This is a genomic window from [Mycobacterium] fortunisiensis, from assembly GCF_019050325.1.
Classification (GTDB): domain Bacteria; phylum Actinomycetota; class Actinomycetes; order Mycobacteriales; family Mycobacteriaceae; genus Mycobacterium; species Mycobacterium fortunisiensis.
On sequence record NZ_VOMB01000027.1, the window covers coordinates 229,131 to 253,501 of the forward strand.

Sequence of the window (24,371 nt, forward strand, 5' to 3'; positions counted from 1 at the left end):
AGGGCCCAGGTCGCAATTCGCTCACGATTCAATATCGTCACTCTAGACCCACTAGTCACAGCCGTACCATCGATCTCGTTGGTACTCATGGGCTTCAGACCACCGGTCCGGATCACCGACGGAGCAAGTGGAGAGCACTACCCGCAATCCAAAATGCAGTTCCTGTGCAGTAAACATATTGAGGAGACTTCCGTGCCGAACCGCCGTCGACGCAAGCTCTCGACAGCCATGAGCGCAGTCGCCGCAGTGGCAGTCGCAAGTCCAGTGGCCCTGGTCGCCATGTCGCAACTTTCCCCCGCTCCCCAGGAGCGCGAGTTCACCCAGGCCGCACTGGTCACCGACCTGCCGGGTGAGCTGATGTCCGCTCTCTCGCAGGGCCTGTCCCAGTTCGGCATCAACCTGCCGCCGATGCCGACCGGCCTGCTGACCGGCTCGAGCCCGACGCCGACGCTGGGGTCACCCACCCTGACTTCGCCGGGGCTCACCTCACCGGGCCTCACGTCACCTGGCCTCACCTCACCGGGCCTCACGTCGCCAGGCCTCACCTCACCGGATCTGACCTCACCCGGTCTGACCTCACCCGGTCTGACCTCGCCCGGTCTCACGTCGCCGGGGCTCACCTCCCCCGACGCCGCGCTGACCAGCCCCAACGGCCTGACCGCCGCGCCGGAAGGCGCGCTGCCGGGAGCCACCGGGTCGCTCACCGATCCGGGGCTCAGCAACCCCGCACTCACCCCGCCGACCCCGGGATCGCTGACCAACCCGGCACTCACTCCACCGGCGACGGGTGGACTGACCACCTCCCCCGCGGGGCTGGACAGCACCGGCCTGACCACCTCGCCGGTGGGTCTCGACCCAGCGCTGTCCGGTGGCCTGCCCGCTCCGGGTGAGGTGCCGATCTCGGCACCGATCGGAATGGATCCCAGCGCAGGCACCTATCCGCTACTGGGCGCCGATCCGTCGCTGTCGGCGATGCCGGCCACCAGCGGCGGCGGCGGGCTGTTCGGCGATCTGTCCAGCGCCGCCAACCAGCTGGGCGCCGGCCAGGCCATCGACCTGCTCAAGGGGATGGTGATGCCGGCGATCACGCAGGCGATGAAGCCGCCGGCACCCGCACCGGTGCCCGCTCCCGCACCGCCCGCCCCGTAAGTACAGACCCGGTTACAAGAACGGCACCGCAGAAGCCATCGGGCTCTGCGGTGCCGTTGTGCGGAAAACCGGCGCGGAGGGCCGTGTCGAATCATCCGTAACATCAGACCCATACGTAACATCAGTCCGTGCAGTCCCGCCGTACCGCTCCATCGCTTCTGTTCACCGCGCTCGCGGCGACGGTGGTCATCGTGCCCTGGGCGATCTCAGAATCCGGCTCCGACGAACAACACGGCCCGTCCGCTTCAGCGCCGCAACTCACCCAGCAACCCCTGGACAACCTCACCACCGGCGAAAGCATCCGCGAGGTCCACCAGGACACCCCGTTCTCGATGGTTGCGCTGACCTCCGCCGATCTGCGCGGCACCTCCGCCCGGGTACGCGCCCGCCAGGACGACGGCAGCTGGGGACCGTGGTACGCCGCCGAGAACCTCGACGGCGTCGGGGCCGACACCCCCGGCCCGCGCGGCACCGAACCGGTCTTCGTCGGCCGCACCACCACCGTGCAGATCGCCGTCACCCGCGCCCCGCAGGCCCCCGCCCCTCCGGGCAAGACTGCGAAGACCGCCAAGCCCGACCCCGCCAAGCCCAAACCCCCGCTCGGCTACGTGCCCGCCAACGTCGAGGCACCCATCGGTCAGAACATCACCGCGGTGCTGATCAGCCCGCCGCAATCCCCCGTCGACGTCGGACCACTGCCGGCCGCGGTCACCGCGCCCGGCCAACCGCCGACCATCATCAGCCGCGCACAGTGGGGCGCCGACGAATCCATGCGATGCGGAAACACCGTGTACGACAGGGGCATCCGAGCCGGGATCGTCCATCACACGGCCGGCAGCAACGACTACGCGCCCGAGGATTCCGCAGGCATCATCCGGTCGATCTACGAGTACCACACCCGTGAGCTCGGCTGGTGCGACATCGCCTACAACGCCATGGTCGACAAGTACGGCCAGGTCTTCGAAGGCCGCGCCGGCGGGATGGACAAACCGGTGGAGGGCTCGCACACCGGCGGCTTCAACATCGACACCTGGGGCGTGGCGATGTTGGGCGATTTCGACGTGGTACCACCCACCCCGATCCAACTGCGCAACACCGGACGACTGCTGGGCTGGCGGCTGGGCCTCGACCACATCGACCCGCACGGCACCGTGGCGCTGACGTCCGCAGGCGGATCGTTCACCCACTTCCCCCGCGGGGCCACCCCGACCCTGCCGACGATCTTCACCCACCGCGACGTCGGCATCACCGACTGCCCCGGCAATGCGGCCTACGCCCTGATGGACCGGATCCGCGACATCGCCGCCCGGTTCAACCGCCCGCCGGGACCCGAGGACCTGGCCGACCAGATGCGCGGCGGCGCCATCTACAACCGCTGGCAGGGCCTGGGCGGGGCCACCGGCCTGCTGGGCAACCCGACCTCACCGGAAACCCCGGGCAAAGGCGGCTCCCGCTACGCGCGGTTCGAGCGCGGCGCGGTGTACTGGTCGGCCGAGAGCGGCGCCCAACCGGTGACCGGCGCGATCTACGAAGCGTGGGGAACCCTGGGCTTCGAGCGCGGCGTGCTGGGCCTGCCCACCAGCGCAGAGATTCCCGAGCCCCAGTGGGTGGTGCAGAACTTCCAGCACGGCACGCTGAACTTCGACCGCGAAAACGGCACCGTCACACGCGTTGTCGACGGCGTGCCGGTAAAACTGCCCCCACCCTCATCCGATGAACAACCGGTTCAGCTGGAGCGCTTCACCCCGATCACCTGAGCGCACCCGGCCCGGTCAGGACCACCAGCGTTCCAGCACCCGGGCCACGCCGTCCTCGGCGTTGGTGTGGGTGATCTCGTCGGCCGCGGCCACGGCCTCGGGGTGGGCATTGCCCATCGCCACGCCCCGACCGGCCCAGCTCAGCATCGGTATGTCGTTCGGCATGTCCCCGAACGTCACGATATCGGCGGCGGTGAGGCCGAGCGGTGCGGCCAGCTCGTCGACGCCGGTGGCCTTGCTGACCCCCGGCGGCACCACCTCGATCAGGCCGTTGTTGGTCGAATAGGTGATATCACCCTGCAATGCAACATGTTTGATCAGCTCGGCGGCCATGTCGGCGCTGCGCGCACCGGCCTTGCGGATCAGCAGCTTGACCGCCGGGGCGCTGAGCAGGTCCGCGACCGACACCTCGGTGTTGTCCGGGTTCAGCCAGGCGTGCTCATAGCCCGGCGAGCTGACGAACTGCGGGGTGGCCGCATCGTGCGCGGACGCGCCGACCCGTTCCACCGCCAGCCCGGCGCCGGGGATCACCCGCGCGACGATCTCGGCGAGCTCACCGAGCATCTCGACCGAGAGCGTGCGGGCCGACACGATGCGATCGGTGGCCGGGTCGTAGATCACCGCACCGTTGGCGCACACCGCCATCGGCGCCAGCCCCAGCCCCTCCACCACCGGTTCGACCCACCGCGGTGGCCGCCCGGTGGCCAGCACGAACGTGGCACCGGCCGCCACGGCAGCCTGTACCGCCGCGCGGGTGCGCGGCGAGACCTTCTCGTCCTCGTCGAGCAGCGTTCCATCCACGTCGGTGGCGATCAGCACCGGCGGTCGTTCGTCGCTCATCGATTGTTTCCCGTCGCTTCACGCTCGGCGCGCTTACGCGCGCGCTCGGCCAACTCCGCCTCATCGAGCCGCTTGGCCTCAGCCGGCGTCGGCGCGGTGCCACCCAGTCGGTGCGGCATCCAGTACTGCCCCGGCGGGGCCGGGTACTCGCGCTGCACCCGGTCCAGCAGTGTGCTCATCTCGGTCCGCAACTGCTGATCGAGCGCCGAGGACGGCGCGACCGGGGCGATCGGCCGGCCCGCCGCGACGGTGACCGGAAACTTATTGTGCCCCAAATTCTTCGGATGGTCCTTGGTCCAGATCCGGTGCGCACCCCACACGATCAGGGGCACGATCGGCACGTCGGCGTCCAGCGCCATGCGCGCCGCGCCCGTCTTGAAGTCCTTGAGCTCGAAGCTGCGACTGATCGTCGCCTCCGGGTACACGCCGACCAACTCGCCCTCGCGCAGCGCCTCGACCGCAGCGGCGTAGGCGCCCGCGCCCGCACGCCGGTCCACCGGGATGGTGCCGGTGTGTTTGATCAGGTAGTTGACCACCTTCACCTGCTGCATCTCGGCCTTGATCATGAACCGCATGCGTCGGCCACGCTCGGTGGCGGCCAACCCGGCCGGCAGAAAATCGACATAGCCGGTGTGGTTGATGGCCACCACCGCACCACCGTCGGCGGGAAGATTGTCCAAGCCGCGGAACGTGATTCGAGTCCCGGTGGCCCGGACCGCGAGCCTGGCGGCAACCTCCAAACTTCGGAAAACCGGTTCCATACGCCGCTTACCCCGGGGACCCGGTGGGCTCGGAAGGTCCGGTGGGTCCGGCTTGATCGCTCTCGGGCCGCCTGGCCGCCTTCGCGGCAGCCTCCTCGGCGTCCATCCGGTTGGCCTCGGCAAGCGTCGGCGCCGAGCCACCCAGCCGATGGGGCACCCAGTATTCGCCGGGCGGATACGGCCCGTACGCGTCCTGGACCTGCGTGAGCAGATGCTGCATCCGCGAGTGCAGGAGCGCGGTGAGTTCGGTTGCCGGCAGCGTCGGCTGGATCGGCTCACCCACCGCGATCGAGATCGGCACCTTGGGCCGGTAAAGCTTCTTCGGGTAGCCCTTGGTCCAGATCCGCTGCGCACCCCAGACGATGTGCGGCACGATCGGCACTCCGGCCTCGATCGCCATCCGGGCGGCGCCGGACTTGAAGCCCTTGATCTCGAAGCTGCGACTGATCGTCGCCTCCGGGTACACCCCGACCAGCTCACCCGCCTTGAGATAGTCGACCGCCGCCTCGAACGAGGCCGCCCCGCTGTCCCGATCCACCTCGATGTGGCGCAGGCTGCGCATGATCGGTCCGCTGATCTTGTTGTCGAAGACTTCCCGCTTTGCCATGAACCGCACCTTGCGGCCCCGCTTCTGCAGGTAGGCGGGCAGCCCGGCGAACGTGAAGTCGAAGTAGCTGGTGTGGTTGATGGCCACCACCGCACCGCCGGTGACCGGGAGGTTTTCCACCCCGGTCACGGTGAACTTCAGCCCCTGCAGCCGCCAGGCCAGCCGAGCGAGTTGTATGACTGTCCCGTACACCGGTTCCACGTAGCCAGCCTAATCCCAGCCCGTAGCGGCCCGTCACCCAACTCGGGCTAGGCTGGGCGAGCATCGAAGTACTCCATCGAAAGGCTGTTTGTGCAGGTCACCAGCGTCGGGCATGCCGGCTTCCTGATCGAGACCAAGGCTGGCAGCATTCTGTGCGATCCCTGGGTCAACCCCGCCTATTTCGCCTCGTGGTTCCCGTTCCCGGACAACAGCACGTTGGATTGGGACGCCCTCGGCAACGTCGACTACCTCTACGTCTCGCACCTGCACTCCGACCACTTCGACCCGGAGAACCTGCGCCGCCACGTCAACAAGGACGCCGTGGTGTTGCTGCCCGACTTCCCGGTGCCCGACCTGCAGCGCGAGCTGGCCGCGCTGGGATTCCACCGGTTCTTCGAGACCACCGATTCGGTGAAGCACACCGTCAGCGGTCCCAAGGGGGACCTCGATGTGATGATCATCGCCTTGCGCGCCCCGGCCGACGGTCCGATCGGCGATTCGGGGCTGGTGGTCGACGACGGTGAGACCACCGTTTTCAATATGAACGACGCGCGGCCTGTCGACCTGGACATGCTGCATGCCGACTTCGGCCAGATCGACGTGCACATGCTGCAGTACTCCGGGGCGATCTGGTACCCGATGGTCTACGACATGCCGGCCCGGGCCAAGGAGGCCTTCGGTATCCAGAAGCGCCAGCGTCAGATGGATCGGTGCCGGCAGTACATCGCGCAGGTCGGGGCGACGTGGGTGATCCCCTCGGCTGGGCCGCCGTGCTTCCTGGATACCGAGCTGCGCGACCTCAACGACGACCACGGCGACCCGGCGAACATCTTCCCCGACCAGGTGGTGTTCCTGGATCAGATGCGCCGCCACGGCCACGACGGCGGATTGCTGATGATCCCGGGCAGCACCGCGGATTTCACCGGTTCACAGCTCAATTCGCTGACCCACCCGGTCGAGGATCCGGAAACGATCTTCACCACCGGCAAGGCCGCCTACATCGAGGACTACGCCCGGCGGATGGCCCCGGTGCTGGCCGCGGAGAAAGCGTCCTGGGCCCCGGCGGCCGGCGAACCCCTGCTGCCTGCGCTGCGCGCCCTGTTCGAGCCGATCATGGCGCAGACCGATCAGATCTGCGACGGCATCGGTTACCCGGTACAGCTACGGTTGTCCGGCGCCGGGCACAGCGAGACCGTGGTGCTGGACTTCCCGAAACGCCTGGTGCGCGAACCGATCCCGGACGAGAAGTTCCGCTACGGGTTCGCCATCGGTCCCGAGTTGGTGCGCACCGTGCTGCGCGACAACGAGCCGGACTGGGTCAACACCATCTTCCTGTCCACCCGGTTCAAAGCGTGGCGGGTGGGCGGCTACAACGAGTACCTGTACACGTTCTTCAAATGCCTGACCGATGAGCGCATCGCCTACGCCGACGGCTGGTTCGCCGAAGCCCACGACGATTCCTCTTCGATCACCCTGGACGGCTGGGAGATCCAGCGCCGGTGCCCGCATCTGAAGGCCGACCTTTCGAAATTCGGTGTGGTGGAAGGTAATACCCTCACCTGCAATCTGCACGGCTGGCAGTGGAACCTCGAGAACGGTAAGTGCCTGACCACCAAGGGGCACGAGTTGCGGTGCGCACGGGCATGACCACCGCACCGCGGCAGTACTACGACGACGGCTTGATCCAGCTGGATCGCGAGGCGATCACATTGCGCCGCTACCACTTCCCGTCGGGAACCTCGAAAGTGATACCGCTGCGCGACATCAAGGGCTACCGGGCCACGCCGCTGGGGCTCTTTACCCAGCGCTTCCGGCTGTGGGGCAGCAGCGATCTGCGCCGCTGGCTGCCACTGGACGTGCACCGGCCGCTGCGGTCAACGTTGATCACCCTCGATGTGCGCGGCACCTACCCCAAGCCGGCGTTCACCCCGGTACGGCCAGACGAGTTCGTCGCCCGGTTGGACGAGCTGCTCGGACGCTAGTTCGCCCCGTCCTCAGCGGGCCGAAACCACCTGCCGCAGTTCCGAAGCCGCACTCGAAGCGCTGTCGTACACCCGCACGATGGCCTCGTCGCCGGGCTTGAGATAGGTGGATTCACCCAGCGGGGTGTAGCGGGTGGCACCGATCCCGATCAACACGTGCTCGGGGTGCCCGCTGGCCACCATCAGGGCGCCGACGTCCTCCAGCGGAGTGTCCGCCGAACCCTTCTGGTTGGCCAGCCGTTCGACGATCCAGTCGAGCAGCACCTCGCCGTAATAGGAGTAGCCGACCAGCGGCGAGTCGACGCCGTAGGCATGCTGCTGACCACCGTCCTCGCGCAGATAGCAGACCAGCCGCATATCGGCCGTCGGACCGTCCGGCGTCAGATCACTGATCTCGAAGAACTGCGGCGCAACACCTTTGGAGGCCGGTCCCCAGTTCTTCTTGTAGCTGATCTTGGGCGCACCCGGCCTGCGGATCGAGCAGTCGTTGAAGGCCCCCAGCGCGAACGGTTCCAGCCGCGCCACGGTGTCGCCGTTCCACACCACCCGGCAGGCCACCCCCACCTCGGGCTCGATCTGCAGGTTCAGCGGCCCGTCCACCTCACCGGGCTCAGGCAGCAGGATCGCATCGCTGGAGAGCGGGAACTCGCCGAGAAAATCGTCCCGCCCGGGCGCATACCACGGGAAGATGCCCTTGGGCGCATACCCTTCGGTCACCACCTTGACGAAATCCCCTGCCTCACCGGCTTGTTCGAGATGCCCCGCGAAGTTCCCCGCCACCCCGAAGCCGAACCAGTTACGCACTTCTTCAAGGTCGATATCGATCATGGCTCAAGCACTTCCGTTCTGACGAAGGGAACCAGCGCGTCCGGTACGCGCACACTACCGTCGGGCTGCTGATGGTTTTCCAGGATCGCCACCAACCAGCGGGTGGTGGCCAACGTGCCGTTGAGCGTAGCCGCGATCTGCGGCTTTCCGTTCTCGTCCCGGTAGCGGGTGGACAACCGCCGAGCCTGGAACGTCGTGCAGTTCGAGGTGGAGGTCAGCTCCCGGTAGGTCTGCTGGGTGGGTACCCACGCCTCGCAGTCGTACTTGCGCGCCGCCGAGGAGCCCAGATCGCCTGCGGCGACATCGATCACCCGGTAGGGCACGTCGATGGCCGCCAGCATCTGGCGCTGCCAGCCCAGCAGCTTCTGGTGCTCGGCCTCGGCATCCTCGGGCTTGCAGTAGACGAATCCCTCTACCTTGTCGAACTGGTGCACCCGGATGATGCCGCGAGTGTCCTTGCCGTAGCTGCCGGCCTCGCGCCGGAAACACGACGACCACCCGGCGTACCGGCGCGGCCCGCCGGACAGATCCAGGATCTCGTTGGCGTGATAGCCGGCCAGCGGCACCTCCGAGGTGCCGACCAGGTACATGTCGTCAGCCTCAAGGTGATAGATCTCGTCGGCGTGTGCACCGAGAAATCCGGTGCCCGCCATGACGTCCGGGCGCACCAGCACCGGCGGGATCATCAGCGTGAAGCCGTTCTCCACGGCCACCTGGGTGGCCAGCTGCAGCAGACCCAGTTGCAGCAGCGCACCGGCGCCGGTCAGGAAGTAGAACCGCGAACCCGACACCTTGGCGCCGCGTTCCATGTCGATCAGCCCGAGCGCCTCGCCCAGCTCCAGGTGGTCTTTCGGGTTGTCGATGGCCCGGGGCTCACCGACCGTTTCGAGGACCACGAAATCGTCCTCGCCGCCGGCCGGAACTCCTTCGATGATCACGTTGCCGATCGCCATGTGCGCGGCGGTGAAGGCGCTCTCGGCTTCGGTCTGGGCGGCCTCGGCCGCTTTGACCTGCTCGGCCAGGTCCTTGGCCCGCTGCAGCAGGGCCGGGCGTTCCTCGGGTGTCGCCTTGCCGACGAGCTTGCTCGCGGCCTTCTGCTCGGCGCGCAGATTGTCGGCTGCCGAGATCGCGGTGCGGCGCGCCGTGTCGGACTCCAGCAGCGCGTCGACGCGCCCCGGGTCCTCCCCGCGAGCCCGTTGCGACGCGCGGACGAGGTCGGGATTCTCCCGCAGCAACTTGAGGTCGATCACGGCGCAACCCTACTTTTCGGAATGCGGCGACGTACATCTGAGGTCGTCGGATGAGGTGACCGTCACCGCGACAGCGTTCGTCATCGAGTAGAACCACGCAACATTACAACCGCATCACTTGTCACAGCGGCTGACACGCCTGTCACAATGGAGGGCGATGTTGGAAGCACCCGAGCACAGCGACGAGCCCCCGGAACTGCTCACCCAACCGGTCGACGAGCAACCCGCGCCGGAACGGTGGTGGCAGAGCCTGGCCGCCGCGTCGACGCGGCGGGCGCTGCTGCTCACCGCGCTGGGCGCGCTGCTGATCGCCGGCCTGATCACGGCGCTGCCCCGCAGCGAGGGGGCCAGCTCCGTACCGGGTGCAATCGCACTGGGCCCGCGCGGCAACGACACCTTCAATCACGTCAAGGGCGGCGACTGCCTGAACTGGCCCGGCCGCAACCCGGACGCGGCACACATCGTGGACTGCAAGGACAACCACCGCTTCGAGGTGGCCAAGGCAGTGGACATGCGCACGTTCCCGGGCAGCGAATACGGCCCCGGGGCGCCGCCCCCGACGGTGGACCGGATCAAGCAGATCAGCCAGGAGCAGTGCACCCCGTCGGTGCGCAACTACCTGGGGCCGCGCTATGACCCCAACGGCAAGTTCACCATCGGTCTGCTGTGGTCCGGGGAGAAGGCCTGGAAGCAGTCCGGTGAGCGGCGGATGCTGTGCGGCCTGCAGCTGCTCGGCCCCGGCGACAGCCAATTGGAGGCCGCCGGCCGGGTGGCCGACATCGACCAGTCGAAGGTCTGGGCCGCCGGTACCTGCCTGGGTATCGACCCGGCCACCAATCAGCCCACCGACGTCCCGGTGGATTGTGCCGCGCCGCACGCCATGGAGGTGACCGGTGCGGTCAACCTCGCCGAGAAGTTCCCCGGCGGGCTGCCACCCGAAGCCGATCAGGACAGCTTCATCAAGGATGCCTGCACCGCACAGACCGATGACTATCTGGCGCCGGTGCAGTTGCGCACCACCACCCTGGCGCTGAGCTACAGCACGATCTCACTGCCCAGCTGGTCGGCCGGCAGTCGCCAGGTGTCGTGCAGCATCGGCGCCACCCTGGGCAACGGCGGCTGGTCCACCCTGGTCAACAGCGCCAAGGGCGAGCTCCTGATCAACGGACAGCCCCCGGTCGCACCGCCGGACATCCCGGAGGAGCGGCTCAACATGGACCCGATCCCGATGCCGGATGTCGACGACAGCTCGTCGTCGGGGTCGCCGGGCTCGTCCGGGTCCTCCGGTTCGTCGGGGTCCGGTTCGTCGGGCTCCTCTGGCTCGGGGTCGTCGGGCTCATCCGGGTCCTCCGGTTCGAGTTCGTCGGGCTCATCCGGGTCGTCGGGCTCGTCGTCGAGCAGCCAGCAGACCCAGAGCCAGCACGTCCCGCAGCAGCAACAGCAGCAGGCCGCCACGGCCGCCCCGGCACCGGAGCAGGCCGGTGACAACCCGGCGCCGCCGGCACCGGAGGCTCCCGCGCCCGCCCCTGAGGGAGATGCGGCACCGCCCGCCGGCCCGCCGCCGGGTGAGCCGGTCCCCGCGCCGCCGGGACCCTGAGCCGTGCCGGTGCGGATGAGCTCGCAGCGATTCGACGAGCTGGTGTCCGACGCGCTCGATCTGATCCCGCCGCAGCTGGCCGCCGCGATCGACAACGTGGTGATCCTGGTGGAAGACCGCGATCCCGACGAGCCCGAGATCCTCGGCCTGTACCGGGGCGTGGCGCTGACCGAGCGTGACTCCTGGTATGCCGGTTCGCTACCGGACACCATCACGATCTACCGCGGTGCGCTGCTGGACTTCTGCGACAGCGAGGCCGGTGTGGTCGACGAGGTGGCGATCACGGTGATCCATGAGATTGCGCATCATTTCGGGATCGATGACGAGCGGCTCCACGAATTGGGGTGGGGTTAGCAGGCCGGGCGCGGCAACCGCAGATTGTCGGCCGGCAGTGCTATCAACGGGACTATGACGATCCAGTGCCGGGAGTGCGCAGCCGGGCTGGAGCATTGCCACGGCACCCTGATTCACCACGTCCGGTACCGCACGGAATGCACTGACGACGGCTGCACCACCACCGAAGTTGCGCATACCTTCAGCCTCGACTGCGAGTCGGTGGGCTGTCCCTGCGGACGTGACGTCGCGCTCGAGGTCCGGCGCTACGGCTAACCCATCGGGTCGGTCTCGGAGGTCACTGCGTCGGCCACCGGCGTCGCCTCGGGCTCCGGGTAGAACGGCGGGGTCAGCGTCGCCCATTGCACGCAACTCCACCGCCCCTCGGTGATCGGTGCGAGCACCACCGATTCGGTGTTGCCCAGATGGTGGTCGAGGGCGAAGCTGCCGTCCACGCCGGCCAGCACGGCGGCCACCAACCGGATGGCCGCGCCGTGGCTGACCAGCACGATGTCGCTGTTGAAATCGTGGTCGTCGAGGTAGCGCAGCCGAAGTTCGGTGAGCACCGGCACGTAGCGGGCCAGCACCGCCTCGGCGCTCTCGCCGCCGGGCATCGGCACGTCGAGTTCACCCTCGTGCCAGCGTTGGTAGATGCGGTTGAACTCGGCGACGGCCGCGTCGTCGCTGCGGTCTTCCAACTCGCCGACCTGAACCTCGTGCACGCCTTCGAATTCGAAGGGGGCGAGACCGGTTTCCATGCCGATGCCGGTGGCGGTCTGGGCGGCTCGGCGGGCCACCGAGTGGGCCAGGATCGACGGGCGCTGTCCGAGCGAGCCGGCGAACCGTCGGGCCTGCTCGTGGCCGAGGTCGGTCAGCTCGGCACCGGGCGGCACGGTGTCGAGCCGTCGGGCGACGTTGCCGTGCGACTGCCCGTGCCGGACGAGAATCAACCGTCCGCTCATGAGCCGTCGTCTCCGGCACGCAAACCGGCCAACCACTGCGCGGCCTCGTCCAAACGCGGCGGGGATGCGCCCGCGCTCGTTCCGGTCGGCCAGGAACCCAGATATCGCACATCGGTACAACGTCGGTAGAGCGCTTTGAGTGCCTCGGCGACCGAATCGTCGTCGATGTGGCCCACGCAGTCCAGGAAGAACATGTAGGTACCGAGTTCGGTGCGGGTGGGCCTGGATTCGATACGGGTCAGATCGATGTCGCGGATCGCGAACTCGGTCATCGCCGTGACGAGCGCACCGGGGGTGTTGTGCAGGCGCAGCACCACCGACGTGCGGTCGGCTCCGGTGGCCGCCGGCGGTGCGCCGGGCGGACCGACGAGGACGAAGCGGGTGCGGGCGTTGGCCTCGTCCACCACGTCGGCGGCCAGGATGTCCAGGCCGCAACGCTCGGCGGCCAGCCGTGTGCTCACCCCGGCATCGGCGCGGCCCTCGGCGACCTCGTGGGCGGCCGCGGCGTTGGAGGTGGCCGGCACGACGGCGGCGTCGGGCAGGTGGGCGGCCAGCCAGTGGCGGACCTGTGCGGTGGCGACGGGGAAGGACGCCACCGTCTGAACCGGGCCGTGGTGGCCGGGTCTGGTCACGATGGTGAACGCCACGTCGAGGGTCAGTTCGGCGTAGATCTGCAGTGGTTTCCCCACTGCCAGACCGTCCAGGGTGGGCAGTATCGACCCTTCGATCGAGTTCTCGATCGGCACACAGGCGTAATCGGCTCGGCCATCGCGCACGGCGTCGAGGGAACCGGGAGTGCTGTCGGCCAGGACCGGGGTGAAGCCGGGCGCGCGGTCGTCGGCCGAGGACAGGCCGGGCACCAACCCGTGGGCCACCATCTGCAGTAATGCCACTTCGGTGAAAGTCCCCTCGGGCCCGAGGTAGGCGATGCGCGGCACGTGTCAACACTATCGGTTCGGCGTCGCGGCCCCGGGCGAAGTTTCCCCGAAAGCCTTGCCCGCGTCGCACCACCCAGTTAAGTTAGGCTTACCTCACCTCAGTATCACCTAGTTTTGAAGGCGGCGAGATGGCGATAGCGACACCGACCACAGCTGAGCGGATCCGCAGCGCGTGCGCACGCGGCGGAGGCGCCATGATCGCTGTCGAAGGCATCGAACCGGTCGCTTCGCCCGTTCACCACCTGCTCGACGACGGCTCGTTCGCGATCACCGTCCCCGAGAACGGCCCGCTGGCCGGCATGACACTGGCCGCCGGTTCAGCCGGCGTGCAGGCCGTGCTGGAGATGACCGATTACGCCCCGCTGCCGCTGCGTGAGCCGGTGCGTTCGCTGGTCTGGATCCGCGGGCGTCTGCAGCACGTACCGTCCGCGGAGGTGGCCGCACTGCTCGATCTGGTCGCCACCGAGCACCCGAATCCGGCTCTGCTGCAGGTGAATTCCAAGCCCCAGCCGAACTCCGAGCACGACGAGGACAACTACACCCTGATGCGCCTGGAGATCGAATCGGTGGTGGTGGCCGATTCCACCGGCGCCGAGTCGGTGGCCCTCGGGATTCTGCTGCAGGCCCGGCCCGATCCGTTCTGCGCCATGGAATCCGGCTGGCTGCAGCACCTGGAGTCGTCCCACCGCGACGTGGTGGAACGCCTGGCCACCCGGCTGCCCATCACCCTGCGCCAAGGGCGGGTGCGCCCGCTGGGCCTGGACCGCTACGGCGTGCAACTGCGCGTCGAGAACGAAAACGGTGACCACGACGTGCGGCTGCCGTTCCCCAAACCGGTCGATGACGTCACCGGACTGAACCAGGCCATCCGGGTACTCATGGGCTGCCCGTTCCTCAACGGCCTACGCGCGCGGCAGATCTGACCCGCACACCCGCCGATCACTCCCTCCGCCGAAATGGCATTCCAGCAGGGAAAGTGCGAGTGAGAACCTGCTGGAATGCGGTTTCGGCGCATGGGGTGACAGCGGCCGCGGCGCCGTCGCACCGCTAACCTGACTTCGGTGTCCGAGCCCCACGCGCACCTCGATCCGCCGCGCCGCACACTCAAGATCGAGATCGCCGTCGTCCTGGCGGTCACCTTCGGGCTCAGCGCGTACACCGCGGGCCTGCGCCTGATCGAGGCGGTGCTGCTCGGCCTGTCCGGCCAGACCGTCGCACTCAACCCGAAGCGCTCCCCGTTTGACCTGATCGACCTCGGCCTGCACCTGGCCGGCATCGTGCAACTTCTGGCCTGGGGCGCCCTGGCCCTGTATCTGTTGTGGCGCAGCGGATTCGGCCCGGCCGCGATTGGCCTGTCCCGCCCGCAGTGGCGCGCCGACGGACTGGGCGGGCTCGGCTTGGCACTGCTGATCGGCATTCCCGGCCTGGGCTTCTACCTGCTGGCCCGGGTGCTCGGGCTGAGCGCCGACGTGGAACCCGCCGAACTGTACGACACCTGGTGGCGCATACCGGTGCTGCTCGGCGTGGCGTTCGCCAACGGCTGGGCCGAAGAGATCATCGTGGTGGGGTTCCTGCTCACCCGGCTACGTCAGCTCGACGTCAGCCCCGGGCGGGCCCTGATCATCTCCAGCCTGCTGCGCGGCGCCTATCACCTGTATCAGGGCTACAGCGCGGGGCTGGGCAATGTCGTGATGGGACTGGTGTTCGGCTACGCGTGGCAGCGCACCGGACGCCTGTGGCCCCTGATCATCGCGCACGGCCTGATCGACGCAGTGGCGTTCGTCGGCTACGCGCTGCTCGCCGATCAGCTCAACTGGCTGCGATGAAGCCGTCAGCACGTACATTTCTGCTGTGGACGACTTCACCGCATCGCGCGGACACCCCGACCCGCGCTCGCGGCGTCCGGGACCGCCCCGCCGCGGCCCCGAGCCGTCCCAGGTGATCCGGCGCGACCCCAACTACCGTCCGGCCTGGCCGCCCAATCCACCGACACCACCGCCACCACCGCCACCCCGGCAACAGCCACCGCGGCCACCACAGCCACCCAGGCCACCGCACCCACCACAGCCACCCAGGCGGCCCGCTCCCCCGGCCGCCGCTCGCCCCCCGGCGCCCAACCCGGTACGCAAGCCGCGGCGGCGTCGCCCCTGGGGCCGGCTGCTGCTGGCGGTGCTCATGATCGGCGTCCTGGCCGTCATCGGCGGCGGCGCGTGGATCGATTCCTCGCTGCAACGCATCCCCGCGCTGGCCGACTACCCCGAACGTCCCGCCGCGGCCCACGGCACCACCTGGCTCCTTGTCGGCTCGGACAGTCGCCAGCACCTCAGCCCCGAACAGCAGGCCGACCTGGCCACCGGCGGCGACATCGGCAACGGTCGCACCGACACCATCCTGTTGGTGCACATCCCGGGGATCGGCTCGGGCACCCCGCCCACCATGGTGTCGATTCCCCGGGATTCCTACCTACCGATTCCCGGCTACGGCGAGGACAAGGTGAATGCCGCGTTCTCACTGGGCGGGGCGCCGCTGCTGGCACAGACCGTCGAGCAGGCGACCGGCCTGCGTCTCGATCACTACGCCGAGATCGGCTTCGACGGCTTCGCCGCACTGGTCGACGCCGTGGGTGGGGTCCAGATGTGCCCGGCCGAGCCGATCAGCGATCCGCTGGCCGGCATCGACCTGCCGGCCGGATGCCAGGAACTCGACGGCCGCAGCGCGCTCGGTTATGTGCGCACCCGCGCCACCCCGCGCGCCGACCTGGACCGGATGATCCATCAGCGGGAGTTCATGTCGGCACTGCTGCATCGGGCCACCAGCCCCGAGGTGCTGGCCAACCCGTTGCGCTGGCAGCCGATGGCCCGGGCGGCCACCGGTGCGGTCGCCGTCGACCAGGATGCGCATGTCTGGGATCTGGGCCGATTGGCCTGGGCCATGCACGGCGACGACCTGATCACCACCACGGTGCCGATCGGTGAGTTCACCGGCAGCGACGCAGGTGCCGTGGTGGTGTGGGACAGCGACGCCGCCGAACGCTTGTTCACCGCGCTGGCCGAGGACGCAGCAGTCCCCACCGACGTCATCGAAACGCCGCCAGCTTGAGCGTAGGCAAAGCTAAATCAATTGTCAGCAAATTCTGAATAGAAAACGTAATGCACGACACACCACTAAGGTAAAGCTGACCTCATTAAGGTTCACCTTCGATGACAATGCGGTGTGACCTGCTATATTCTCGGGATCATGACCACGACCAGTGAACTCGACACGAAATTTCACGCGCTTATCTCCGACCAGATTCGCAGCGAGTTCACCGCATCTCAGCAATACATTGCAATTGCTGTTTATTTCGATGGTGCCGACTTGCCCCAGCTCGCCAAGCACTTCTATGCGCAGGCGGTCGAGGAGCGCAATCACGCCATGATGCTGGTTCAGTACCTCCTCGATCGCGACATCGATGCCGAGATTCCCGGTGTGGATCCGGTGTGCAACCGCTTCGAGACGCCGCGCGAGGCGCTGGCACTGGCGCTCAGCCAGGAGCGCACCGTCACCGAGCAGATCAGCCGGTTGGCCAGTGTGGCCCGCGAAGAGGGTGATTACCTCGGCGAGCAGTTCATGCAGTGGTTCCTCAAGGAGCAGATCGAAGAGGTCTCGTCGATGGCGACGCTGGTGCGTATCGCCGACCGCGCCGGGGCCAACCTGTTCCACATCGAGGACTTCGTCGCGCGGGAGCTGTCCGGCGCGGCGGGTGTGGACCCGGCGGCGCCGAAGGCCGCCGGCGGCGCCCTCTAGCCCGCAGTCCGCAGACTCTCGGTCCGCGCACCGTCAGTCCCGGCCGGCGCCGGTCAGGCCGTTCTGCAGCCAGCTCTTGGTGCGGCCGGGATGGTTCGTGGCCACCCAGCCCACTCCGATATCGCGGCAGAACTGGACGTCCTCGTAATGGTCGACGGTCCAGCAGTACAGCGCCCGCCCCTGGGCAGCGGCCCGGTCGACCAGCTCGGGGTGTTCGCGCAGGGTGGTGATGGACGGCCCGACAGCAGTCGCCCCGACCGTGGTGGCCGCGCTGCCACCGAGGTACCGGGAGGTCTCGCCGAGCAACACGGTCGGCAGCATCGGGGCGGCCCGGCGGATCCGCCACACCGCTGCCGCCGAGAAGGACATCACGACCGCGCGGGACAGGTCGGCCGAGGCCGGCGCAGCGATCCCGTACCGGTGCAACAGGGCCAGCACCTTGTTCTCCACCAGCGCGCCGTAGCGCACCGGGTGTTTGGTCTCGATGAACAGCTTGACCGGTCGGTTCCAGTCCAGCACCAGTGCGACGAGGTCGTCGAGGGTCAGCAGCCCGGTGTCGGCGGTGTGCCCGCCGGCGTGCCACGAGCCGTAGTCCAACTCGCGTAACTCGGCCAGCGTCATCTCGCTGACCAGACCCGTGCCGGTCGACGTGCGATCCACTCGGCGATCGTGCACACACACCAGATGGCCGTCGCGGGTCAGCCGCACATCGCATTCCACCCCGTCGGCACCTTCGCGCAGGGCCAGGTCGTAGGCGGCAAGGGTGTGCTCGGGGCGGTCGGCCGAGGCTCCGCGGTGGGCGACCACGAACGGATGTCCAGGCTCCGGTGTCGCCTTCCCATCGGCTCCGCCGTCACCCGTGTCCATACGGCTATGCTGCCGGGTTCTGCCCTTCGGTCTCAACCGCAACGGCGGATTCGGGCGAATCCTCACCATTCTGCGACGTCGCGGTCACCTCGGGCTCCTCCACGACCACCCAGCGGTGGACGCTCTGCACGGCCGTCGTGGCGCTGCCTTCGAAACCAGCGAACACCTTGGCGGCCAGCAGGAACGCGCACAGGGCCAGCAGGTAGCCGACGATCGTGGTCACGGTGTTGTCGGCGATGTTCTGTGGCAGCGGGTTGAAGAAGGTCGCGTAGACGGTGGTCGCCATCGACCAGGTCGCCACCACGCCGCTGAGCACCCAGACGATCCACCACACCACGATCGGGCGCCGCAGGAATGACAGCCGGCCTTCGAGGGCGGCCAGTTCCCAGACGAAAACCGGCGCCATCACCAGGTTCACGCCAGGCACCAAGCAACCCAGCCACAGGGTGGTGCTGCTGCGCGGGTCCACCTCGCCGTGCCGGGCGTAGCCGGCAGACCGGCGTGCGATCAGCCAGTTGACCAGCACCACCACTGTGAACACCACGGCGACGATCGCCAGCAGGCTGGCCAGCAGTCCGAGTATCACCCCGGCGATCGCGACCAGGGGCGGCAACAGCATGCCGCGATTGATCAGCAGCAGCACATACCGGATCACGTGCGCGAAGGCCGCCACCCCGAGCGCCACCATGGCCACGACCAGCATGGTGCGGACCGCGCTGACACCGGATGGAGCACCGGCGGCGTCCGCTGCCGGCTCGGACGGCTCGAATTGCTGGTGCAGCCCCCAACTGGGGATGACGCGGTAACGCGGGGTCGGCCCGAGCGGACCGCGCCGGCGCCGCTGTTGCGGCGGTGGGCCGGGGCGCACCGCGATCCAGCGGTAGCCCGGGGCCAGTTGCGGCGTCGTACGTGATGCGGGTGCGGACGGCTGCGCCGGTGAAGACGGCGACGGCCGGGCCGGCCCCCACTGCGAGTGCGGCGCCGATGGCGCCAGCAGCGAGCCGCCGCACCGGGGGCACCACGACCGCTGCCGGTCACGCACGTTCCAGCGCGTCCCGCACTGCGAACACACCTGGATCATCTGACCAGCCTAGCCATGATCTCCCGACGGGTGGCCGCGGTCAGACGGTGCCGGGCTGGCCGGAGTCGGTGACCACTGCACGGCCGGCTCCGGCCCAGGCCAGCATGCCGCCCTCGACATTGATCGGGGTGTAGCCGTTGCGGGCCAGGTAGTTCGCCACCCGCAGGGAGCGTCCGCCCGCATGGCAGATGACGTACAGCTCGGCATCGGGGTCGATCTCGGCGATCCGGGCCGGTACGTCGCCCATCGGAATGTGCTGTGCGCCGGCGACGTGACCTCGTTGCCATTCGTCGTCCTCGCGGACGTCGAGCAGCACGACGGGCCCGTCGAACTCGGCGGGTACCACAGCGATGTCTGCCTGCCCGACTTCCACATCGTCCATGTCGTCAATGCTCGCACGGCCACCACGTCCGGCGCACCCGGCCCCGACGCGGCGGCGCGGCCGGGTGCCCGGGTCAGCAACAGGCGGCTATCCACAGTTTCCACAGGTTCATCCACAGCCGGGCACCTGGGGAAAAGTCCGCGATGTGCGGATAGCTGTGCAGTCGCTGTCCGTCACTGTGGATAACCCTGGGGTGTGCACGGCAGCGATCAACAACCATCCACTGCGCTGAGCGAAATTAAGCACCCGGCTAAACCCGGCCGCTCGGCGTGGATCCGGGGATTGCCGATCAGGGTGATTCCAAACGGACGGGGCGTCTCACCGGTGGGCGCGGAGGCCGATTTTCACCTGACCATCTACAGGGTCTATGATCGGCGTCACACCAGCTGTTGTGACAGAACTCACTGGAGGGCAAACATTGATCGTGCAGGTCAGGAGTGTCTGATGGCGTCGCATCCGATGGGGTCGGGATCCGCATTACCCCAACCCGAATGGCACTCGTCGGGGTATCTGCACACCCGTAACCAGTTGATGGCCTTCGTTCGGGCCACTGTGATCGCGCTGCTGCTGCTCGGCGTCCTTGCCGTGATCGTCTTGTTCTGACCGCCGAGGGATCGGGTATACGTGTGGACGGCACGCGCGTCCTTGCGGTGCGCCTTGGGATGGAGCAATGTTGACGATGATCTTGAGTGTCGAACTCGAGGATCGAACTTGACGATCGTGTCGGGCGTTGGGCTCCATCGATCGATAATGAGGAAGGAATCTCGTGGCTGAATACACCCTGCCGGACCTGGATTACGACTACGGAGCGCTGGAACCACACATCTCCGGACAGATCAACGAGCTCCACCACAGCAAGCACCACGCCGCGTACGTCAAGGGCGTCAACGACGCGGTGGCCAAGCTCGACGAAGCGCGGGCCAATGGCGACCACGCGGCCATCTTCCTCAACGAGAAGAACCTGGCCTTCCACCTCGGCGGCCACGTGAACCACTCGATCTGGTGGAAGAACCTGTCCCCCAACGGGGGCGACAAGCCCACCGGCGACCTCGCCTCGGCAATCGACGACCAGTTCGGTTCGTTCGACAAGTTCCAGGCGCAGTTCACCGCCGCGGCCAACGGGCTGCAGGGCTCGGGCTGGGCCGTGCTGGGTTACGACAGCCTCGGTGACCGGCTGCTGACGTTCCAGCTGTACGACCAGCAGGCCAACGTGCCGCTGGGCATCATCCCGCTGCTGCAGGTCGACATGTGGGAGCACGCGTTCTACCTGCAGTACAAGAACGTCAAGGCCGACTACGTCAAGGCCTTCTGGAACGTCGTCAACTGGGAGGACGTGCAGAACCGGTACGCGGCGGCCACCTCCAAAACCAACGGCCTGATCTTCGGCTAGTTCGATCCCGCTCGGATTCGAGGGCTGGATCGGTTCCTGATCGCTCATCAAGGGGCGTCGCGCGCACAGCGTGACGCCCCGCCCTCGTTTCCGGGCCCGATTCGTTATCGGCGCAGCTTCCGTGTCGCCTTGCACGGAGCCCGCCGCTGCCGCATTCTGATCTGATCGACCCACAGACGTGTCGGAGCGTCAACCGACGTTGACGGTCCAAAACCGATGTCCCGGAGGCGATATGGATGCGACGGGGTCCGGCCGGGCGATAGAGATCGCCCCCTTTCATTCCGGCGGTGCGCTCAAAGGGTTCGTGGTCTTGGGCCGATGGCCCGACTCCACCAAGGAATGGGCACAGCTTCTGATGGTCACGGTCCGGGTCGCATCGTTGCCCGGACTGCTCTCCACCACAACGATTTTCGGTGTCCGCGAAGAGTTGCCGGATGAGCCACAGCCGGGGACCGTCGGCCTGGTGATCGCCGAGGGGCCCGTGGTCGGCGAATCCGCGGTCCCGCCGGGGCATTTCGCCGAGCACCAACCGCCGGCCCTGTTGATGTTGCATCCGCCCTCGGAAACCACGCCGTCCCTGCCGGAGTGCAGCGGTGCCGCCTCGGGTTGCGTACTGTTGCCCGGGCTTCCACACCTCGGCCTGGAACACCGCGCGGCCTGGGTGGAAGCGGAACCGGACGGCACCGTGACGTCGATGGTCAGCCGAGTCGGGGTGGACCCGATCAGCCACCCCGACACCGCGATCCTGGCGATGCTGTTGGCGGCCTGAATGTGCCATCACCGGCACACCTTCTCCGAACTGGAGAATCTGGCTACCGAAAATCGGTAGTAACCCTGGCGAGTTCGCCGAACAAGGGCTAGGGTCCACTAAATCAGCGAAGAAGGGTAGCTCTACCCGGCGCATCGGCACGCGCGTTCAGCCCGCCGACGGATGCACTGTGGCGGGCGAGGCCTTCGACCACATGTGAGTCCGCCGCGTGAGCGGCACGTACCGGCGATGTGCCGAAAGGTCGCCATGTCCACAGCCGATGCCATCGGACGCAATGGCATGTCGCTGATGTTGTCGTCGCAGTGTGGCCGCCAGATAGCCGTGGCCGCCCACCGCAACCGTGGCCGTGCAGACATTCACAGCAGGGGCAGTCCCGGGCCGCCGGGTAAACCTGCGGCCCTATCTCGTCGGCAATCTCGGCTGGAATCGGCTGTCGAATCGATCCACGCTTGGTCTGGCTACCGCGCATGAGGGGACTCACGCGCATTCCTACGGCCAACCTGTAACGTGTTCCACGTCGTCCGACAACGGCGCCGCACAGAATCCGACTCGACACCCGGTCCGCGCCCTAGCAAATATCCGTTTCCGCTAGTCACAGCGATGCGCCGGTTGCCGGGCGAGAAGCCGATCACGATCGCCCGCACCCGTGAGCGCAGCTCATCGCGCCCAATACAACGCAACCGTCACCTTTTGCATTGTCCGACGCCGCAATCGGACCGCACCCCTGCGGCGAAGACCCCGGTATGCCCCGCAGGGGCCGCCAAAACGCAAAGCCCGTTTAACTTTTATGCGGTTTGCACTTGGTTGTCGTCACAACACTCGCTACCATAGTCAGCAAATACGCCGCCTATTCGTACCGCTCTTGATGCATGTGGAGGTCAAATCGATGAGCAAGACGTTCGCCGCCCGCCTGAACCGCCTGTTCGACACGGTTTATCCGCCTGGGCGCGGACCCCACACGTCTGCCGAGGTGATCGCCGCACTCAAATCCGAGGGTGTCACCATGTCGGCTCCGTACCTGTCGCAGCTTCGTTCGGGCAACCGGACCAACCCGTCGGCGGCAACCATGGCCGCACTTGCCAACTTCTTCCGGATCAAGCCGGCTTACTTCACCGACGACGAGTACTACGAAAAGCTCGACAAGGAACTGACCTGGCTGGCCAGCATGCGTGACGAAGGGGTGCGCCGGATCGCCGCCCGTACCGTCGGCCTGTCCACCGAGGCTCAGCAGGACCTGGTTCAGAAGGTCGACGAGCTGCGCCGCCGGGAAAATCTCGACGGCTGAACCGTCGGGCCCAAATCCCGATACTGCTCGGCGATCGCGAGGATCCATTCCCGGTCCGAATAGGTTTCGGGCTGGCTCAGCCATGCCAATCCCGGGAACGCCGAACCGTCGTCGCCTTCTCGGGTGTCGTCGATCCACTGCGCAACCGCGCGGGCCTGCGCCTCGGGCCCGACGTGCGGCCGCTCGGTATCGGAATGTGTTGTGCCACTTGATTCGCGGGACCCGGCGCTCTCGTGCCGACGCGCGTCGGCCGCAGTCGCCTCCAAGTACAGCGCATCCGAGATCAGCGACATCCGTTCTGCCACCCGGAAAACCAGCGGCCCCCGGGGACGCACGCCGATACCCACGTCGGGCTGGCGCCGGGCCAGTTCCCCCAGAAGCGGTTTGATGGTCCGGAGTTCTTTCTGTGCGCCGAACCAGTCTTCGACACTCGGTAGCAGCGACCCCGCCGCGACGATGACCATCGCGCAGCCGAGCATCGTCGCCGCGGCGCCGACGCCCACGGGCTGGGCCTGCCCGGCGGCCTTGAGCAGAAAGTAGCCGCTCACACCGACGATCAGCACCATGCCGACGGTGAAGAGAAACAGCGCGCGCCCTCGTCGGCTGCGGTTCGAGTTACGCAGGCCGGCCCACGCGACCAGCGTCAGCGCCAGAAACACGTAGAGCAGTGGCAGCAACCACGAGGTGCCGTTGGCATCGAGGTCACGCTCGAGGTACTCGGCGGGTGACATCTCCGGTTGTCTGCCGGCCCGGAAGAAGATCACCAGGCTCACCACGGCCACGACACCGGCGATCCCGTACTGGATCAGCGCGATGCGCCAGGTGATCGTCGCCGAGTGGTCTGAGGCCGCGGTGGTGATCATGACGCAACTGCCTGCCGCACAGCCGATCAGCGCAACCTGGCTCAGTCCGACCGCAATGTTGGGCCAGTGCAGCACCGTGTCGAGCAGCAGTGCCAACGGCTGCCAGTTCAGCGCGGCCACCACACCGAGGCTGCCCAACGACAGGATCATCGCGGAGCTCACCAGGGATTGTTTGTTGACCAGCGCCCAGCCGATGCGCAGACCGGTGGCCATGCCGAGCAGGCCGGCAATCACCCAGACGATCAACCAAATGCCTCTCCGAGGCGGACCTGGACGATCGAGGATCGATCGGACGGTAGGCGGCCGAGGCGGTACAGCAGCAGGGCGGCGAAATCCTCGGCCTCCTGCTCGATGTCCTCACCGTTGGGCCCCATGCAGCCCGTCCGTTGATTGAGCATGTAGCTGATCAGATCGTCGGTGGCCACCTCTGCCGATGCGGCGGCCGCGTCGACGATCGAGATGCCCTCATGTCCCAGCACGAGATGACCGAGTTCGTGCGCCAACGTCCGGTCCCACGCCGGCAGCCCCTGCTGGATGAGGAAGACGTCATGGTCGGCGTATTGACGCCACTGGCCACAGACTCCGGGCGGAAGTTCGGCCATGGTCAGCTCGATCGGCCTTCCCCGATCCCGGCTCACCGCTTCGACGAGGCGGGTCAACGTGACTTCCCCCCGCCGAGGAGCGAGGTCGAGAACTTCGTTGACCGCACGCGTCACGCTTCGACTGGCAGACATGGTCCCCTC

At 67.5% G+C, this 24,371-nt stretch carries 27 protein-coding genes; 15 read left to right on the top strand and 12 right to left on the bottom strand.

Annotated elements, in window-relative coordinates; translation table 11 throughout:
• Nucleotides 1-192: 192 nt before the first annotated feature.
• On the top strand, nt 193-1,149 hold the full coding sequence (locus tag FR943_RS25370; RefSeq protein ID WP_217161080.1) for a hypothetical protein: 957 nt from the start codon (nt 193-195) through the stop codon (nt 1,147-1,149).
• A 128-nt stretch (nt 1,150-1,277) separates the two neighbouring features.
• On the top strand, nt 1,278-2,906 hold the full coding sequence (locus FR943_RS25375) for an N-acetylmuramoyl-L-alanine amidase (protein WP_217161081.1): 1,629 nt from the start codon (nt 1,278-1,280) through the stop codon (nt 2,904-2,906).
• Between the two features lie 15 nt (nt 2,907-2,921).
• Here the strand turns inward: FR943_RS25375 and FR943_RS25380 are convergent, their stop codons facing one another.
• Genes FR943_RS25380 through FR943_RS25390 form a run of 3 tightly spaced genes read right to left on the bottom strand, consistent with a single transcriptional unit; the run spans nt 2,922 to nt 5,315 of the window.
• Nucleotides 2,922-3,746 carry an HAD family hydrolase gene (locus tag FR943_RS25380; protein WP_217161082.1) on the bottom strand — a complete coding sequence of 275 codons (825 nt, stop codon included), beginning with the start codon at nt 3,744-3,746 and terminating at the stop codon, nt 2,922-2,924.
• Nucleotides 3,743-4,507, bottom strand: a complete 765-nt coding sequence (locus FR943_RS25385; protein WP_217161083.1) for a lysophospholipid acyltransferase family protein — start codon at nt 4,505-4,507, stop codon at nt 3,743-3,745. The genes FR943_RS25380 and FR943_RS25385 overlap by 4 nt, the downstream gene beginning before the upstream one ends.
• Before the next feature lie 7 nt (nt 4,508-4,514).
• The gene (locus FR943_RS25390; RefSeq protein WP_217161084.1) at nt 4,515-5,315 is read right to left on the bottom strand and encodes a lysophospholipid acyltransferase family protein; all 801 of its coding nucleotides are present in this window, start codon (nt 5,313-5,315) and stop codon (nt 4,515-4,517) included.
• Nucleotides 5,316-5,405: 90 nt separating this feature from the next.
• Between FR943_RS25390 and FR943_RS25395 the strand changes: the two genes are divergently transcribed.
• On the top strand, nt 5,406-6,962 hold the full coding sequence (locus FR943_RS25395) for a Rieske 2Fe-2S domain-containing protein (protein WP_217161085.1): 1,557 nt from the start codon (nt 5,406-5,408) through the stop codon (nt 6,960-6,962).
• Nucleotides 6,959-7,297: a hypothetical protein gene (locus tag FR943_RS25400; RefSeq protein ID WP_217161086.1), complete on the top strand. Its 339-nt coding sequence runs from the start codon at nt 6,959-6,961 to the stop codon at nt 7,295-7,297. The genes FR943_RS25395 and FR943_RS25400 overlap by 4 nt, the downstream gene beginning before the upstream one ends.
• A 12-nt stretch (nt 7,298-7,309) precedes the next feature.
• Here FR943_RS25400 and FR943_RS25405 read toward each other — a convergent pair whose 3' ends face one another.
• Both FR943_RS25405 and serS read right to left on the bottom strand, forming a co-directional pair.
• Nucleotides 7,310-8,125 (bottom strand): DUF5718 family protein, encoded by an 816-nt coding sequence (locus tag FR943_RS25405; protein ID WP_217161087.1) that lies wholly within the window; start codon nt 8,123-8,125, stop codon nt 7,310-7,312.
• Nucleotides 8,122-9,375, bottom strand: a complete 1,254-nt coding sequence (gene serS / locus FR943_RS25410) for a serine--tRNA ligase (RefSeq protein WP_217161088.1) — start codon at nt 9,373-9,375, stop codon at nt 8,122-8,124. The genes FR943_RS25405 and serS overlap by 4 nt, the downstream gene beginning before the upstream one ends.
• 157 nt (nt 9,376-9,532) lie before the next feature.
• Between serS and FR943_RS25415 the strand changes: the two genes are divergently transcribed.
• Genes FR943_RS25415 through FR943_RS25425 form a run of 3 tightly spaced genes read left to right on the top strand, consistent with a single transcriptional unit; the run spans nt 9,533 to nt 11,581 of the window.
• A complete protein-coding gene (locus tag FR943_RS25415) occupies nt 9,533-10,972 on the top strand; it encodes a septum formation family protein (protein ID WP_217161089.1) in 1,440 nt (479 codons plus the stop codon).
• 3 nt (nt 10,973-10,975) lie between these two features.
• Nucleotides 10,976-11,326: a metallopeptidase family protein gene (locus FR943_RS25420; RefSeq protein WP_217161090.1), complete on the top strand. Its 351-nt coding sequence runs from the start codon at nt 10,976-10,978 to the stop codon at nt 11,324-11,326.
• A 54-nt stretch (nt 11,327-11,380) separates the two neighbouring features.
• Nucleotides 11,381-11,581, top strand: a complete 201-nt coding sequence (locus tag FR943_RS25425; protein ID WP_217161091.1) for a hypothetical protein — start codon at nt 11,381-11,383, stop codon at nt 11,579-11,581.
• Here FR943_RS25425 and FR943_RS25430 read toward each other — a convergent pair.
• Nucleotides 11,578-12,267, bottom strand: coding sequence for a histidine phosphatase family protein (locus FR943_RS25430; RefSeq protein ID WP_217161092.1), 690 nt, complete (start codon nt 12,265-12,267; stop codon nt 11,578-11,580). The genes FR943_RS25425 and FR943_RS25430 overlap by 4 nt on opposite strands.
• Nucleotides 12,264-13,205 (bottom strand): prephenate dehydratase, encoded by a 942-nt coding sequence (pheA, locus tag FR943_RS25435; RefSeq protein ID WP_217161093.1) that lies wholly within the window; start codon nt 13,203-13,205, stop codon nt 12,264-12,266. The genes FR943_RS25430 and pheA overlap by 4 nt, the downstream gene beginning before the upstream one ends.
• Nucleotides 13,206-13,333: 128 nt before the next feature.
• On the opposite strand from pheA, the gene FR943_RS25440 reads away from it, so the two are divergent.
• From FR943_RS25440 to FR943_RS25455, 4 genes are all read left to right on the top strand, one after another.
• Nucleotides 13,334-14,128 (top strand): DUF2470 domain-containing protein, encoded by a 795-nt coding sequence (locus FR943_RS25440; protein WP_217161094.1) that lies wholly within the window; start codon nt 13,334-13,336, stop codon nt 14,126-14,128.
• 129 nt (nt 14,129-14,257) lie between these two features.
• Nucleotides 14,258-15,031 carry a CPBP family intramembrane glutamic endopeptidase gene (locus tag FR943_RS25445; RefSeq protein WP_218046219.1) on the top strand — a complete coding sequence of 258 codons (774 nt, stop codon included), beginning with the start codon at nt 14,258-14,260 and terminating at the stop codon, nt 15,029-15,031.
• Nucleotides 15,032-15,146: 115 nt separating this feature from the next.
• The gene (locus FR943_RS25450) at nt 15,147-16,304 is read left to right on the top strand and encodes an LCP family protein (protein WP_443732539.1); all 1,158 of its coding nucleotides are present in this window, start codon (nt 15,147-15,149) and stop codon (nt 16,302-16,304) included.
• A 138-nt stretch (nt 16,305-16,442) separates the two neighbouring features.
• Nucleotides 16,443-16,991 carry a ferritin gene (locus FR943_RS25455; protein WP_217161097.1) on the top strand — a complete coding sequence of 183 codons (549 nt, stop codon included), beginning with the start codon at nt 16,443-16,445 and terminating at the stop codon, nt 16,989-16,991.
• Between the two features lie 33 nt (nt 16,992-17,024).
• On the opposite strand, the gene FR943_RS25460 is transcribed toward FR943_RS25455, so the two are convergent.
• The 3 genes from FR943_RS25460 to FR943_RS25470 are packed head-to-tail and all read right to left on the bottom strand — an operon-like array spanning nt 17,025 to nt 19,321.
• Entirely contained in the window at nt 17,025-17,858 is an 834-nt protein-coding gene (locus FR943_RS25460) for a glycerophosphodiester phosphodiesterase (protein ID WP_217161098.1), read from the bottom strand.
• Nucleotides 17,859-17,862: 4 nt separating this feature from the next.
• Nucleotides 17,863-18,939 carry a DUF4328 domain-containing protein gene (locus tag FR943_RS25465; RefSeq protein ID WP_217161099.1) on the bottom strand — a complete coding sequence of 359 codons (1,077 nt, stop codon included), beginning with the start codon at nt 18,937-18,939 and terminating at the stop codon, nt 17,863-17,865.
• Nucleotides 18,940-18,979: 40 nt separating this feature from the next.
• Nucleotides 18,980-19,321 carry a rhodanese-like domain-containing protein gene (locus FR943_RS25470; protein WP_217161100.1) on the bottom strand — a complete coding sequence of 114 codons (342 nt, stop codon included), beginning with the start codon at nt 19,319-19,321 and terminating at the stop codon, nt 18,980-18,982.
• Between the two features lie 444 nt (nt 19,322-19,765).
• On the opposite strand from FR943_RS25470, the gene FR943_RS25475 reads away from it, so the two are divergent.
• The 4 genes from FR943_RS25475 (at nt 19,766) to FR943_RS25490 (ending at nt 22,765) form a co-directional block, all read left to right on the top strand.
• Nucleotides 19,766-19,924 (top strand): hypothetical protein, encoded by a 159-nt coding sequence (locus tag FR943_RS25475; protein ID WP_217161101.1) that lies wholly within the window; start codon nt 19,766-19,768, stop codon nt 19,922-19,924.
• A 163-nt stretch (nt 19,925-20,087) separates the two neighbouring features.
• Entirely contained in the window at nt 20,088-20,711 is a 624-nt protein-coding gene (locus tag FR943_RS25480; protein WP_039326290.1) for a superoxide dismutase, read from the top strand.
• Between the two features lie 232 nt (nt 20,712-20,943).
• Nucleotides 20,944-21,480 carry a peptidase gene (locus tag FR943_RS25485; RefSeq protein WP_217161102.1) on the top strand — a complete coding sequence of 179 codons (537 nt, stop codon included), beginning with the start codon at nt 20,944-20,946 and terminating at the stop codon, nt 21,478-21,480.
• An 886-nt stretch (nt 21,481-22,366) separates the two neighbouring features.
• Nucleotides 22,367-22,765 carry a transcriptional regulator gene (locus tag FR943_RS25490; protein ID WP_217161103.1) on the top strand — a complete coding sequence of 133 codons (399 nt, stop codon included), beginning with the start codon at nt 22,367-22,369 and terminating at the stop codon, nt 22,763-22,765.
• On the opposite strand, the gene FR943_RS25495 is transcribed toward FR943_RS25490, so the two are convergent.
• On the bottom strand, nt 22,720-23,874 hold the full coding sequence (locus FR943_RS25495) for a hypothetical protein (RefSeq protein WP_217161104.1): 1,155 nt from the start codon (nt 23,872-23,874) through the stop codon (nt 22,720-22,722). The two genes, FR943_RS25490 and FR943_RS25495, sit on opposite strands and share 46 nt — an antisense overlap.
• Complete coding sequence (locus FR943_RS25500; protein WP_217161105.1) at nt 23,871-24,362, bottom strand: ImmA/IrrE family metallo-endopeptidase; 492 nt, start codon at nt 24,360-24,362, stop codon at nt 23,871-23,873. Before FR943_RS25500 ends, FR943_RS25495 begins: the two co-directional genes overlap by 4 nt.
• Nucleotides 24,363-24,371: the final 9 nt, after the last annotated feature.

Coding starts and splice junctions, on each gene's coding strand:
- FR943_RS25380 (WP_217161082.1), bottom strand. CDS start 3,746: ATGAGCGACGAACGACCGCCGGTGCTGATCGCCACCGACGTGGATGGA.
- FR943_RS25385 (WP_217161083.1), bottom strand. CDS start 4,507: ATGGAACCGGTTTTCCGAAGTTTGGAGGTTGCCGCCAGGCTCGCGGTC.
- FR943_RS25400 (WP_217161086.1), top strand. CDS start 6,959: ATGACCACCGCACCGCGGCAGTACTACGACGACGGCTTGATCCAGCTG.
- FR943_RS25405 (WP_217161087.1), bottom strand. CDS start 8,125: ATGATCGATATCGACCTTGAAGAAGTGCGTAACTGGTTCGGCTTCGGG.
- FR943_RS25415 (WP_217161089.1), top strand. CDS start 9,533: ATGTTGGAAGCACCCGAGCACAGCGACGAGCCCCCGGAACTGCTCACC.
- FR943_RS25425 (WP_217161091.1), top strand. CDS start 11,381: ATGACGATCCAGTGCCGGGAGTGCGCAGCCGGGCTGGAGCATTGCCAC.
- FR943_RS25430 (WP_217161092.1), bottom strand. CDS start 12,267: ATGAGCGGACGGTTGATTCTCGTCCGGCACGGGCAGTCGCACGGCAAC.
- FR943_RS25440 (WP_217161094.1), top strand. CDS start 13,334: ATGGCGATAGCGACACCGACCACAGCTGAGCGGATCCGCAGCGCGTGC.
- FR943_RS25455 (WP_217161097.1), top strand. CDS start 16,443: ATGACCACGACCAGTGAACTCGACACGAAATTTCACGCGCTTATCTCC.
- FR943_RS25460 (WP_217161098.1), bottom strand. CDS start 17,858: ATGGACACGGGTGACGGCGGAGCCGATGGGAAGGCGACACCGGAGCCT.
- FR943_RS25465 (WP_217161099.1), bottom strand. CDS start 18,939: ATGATCCAGGTGTGTTCGCAGTGCGGGACGCGCTGGAACGTGCGTGAC.
- FR943_RS25470 (WP_217161100.1), bottom strand. CDS start 19,321: ATGGACGATGTGGAAGTCGGGCAGGCAGACATCGCTGTGGTACCCGCC.
- FR943_RS25475 (WP_217161101.1), top strand. CDS start 19,766: ATGGCGTCGCATCCGATGGGGTCGGGATCCGCATTACCCCAACCCGAA.
- FR943_RS25485 (WP_217161102.1), top strand. CDS start 20,944: ATGGATGCGACGGGGTCCGGCCGGGCGATAGAGATCGCCCCCTTTCAT.
- FR943_RS25490 (WP_217161103.1), top strand. CDS start 22,367: ATGAGCAAGACGTTCGCCGCCCGCCTGAACCGCCTGTTCGACACGGTT.
- FR943_RS25500 (WP_217161105.1), bottom strand. CDS start 24,362: ATGTCTGCCAGTCGAAGCGTGACGCGTGCGGTCAACGAAGTTCTCGAC.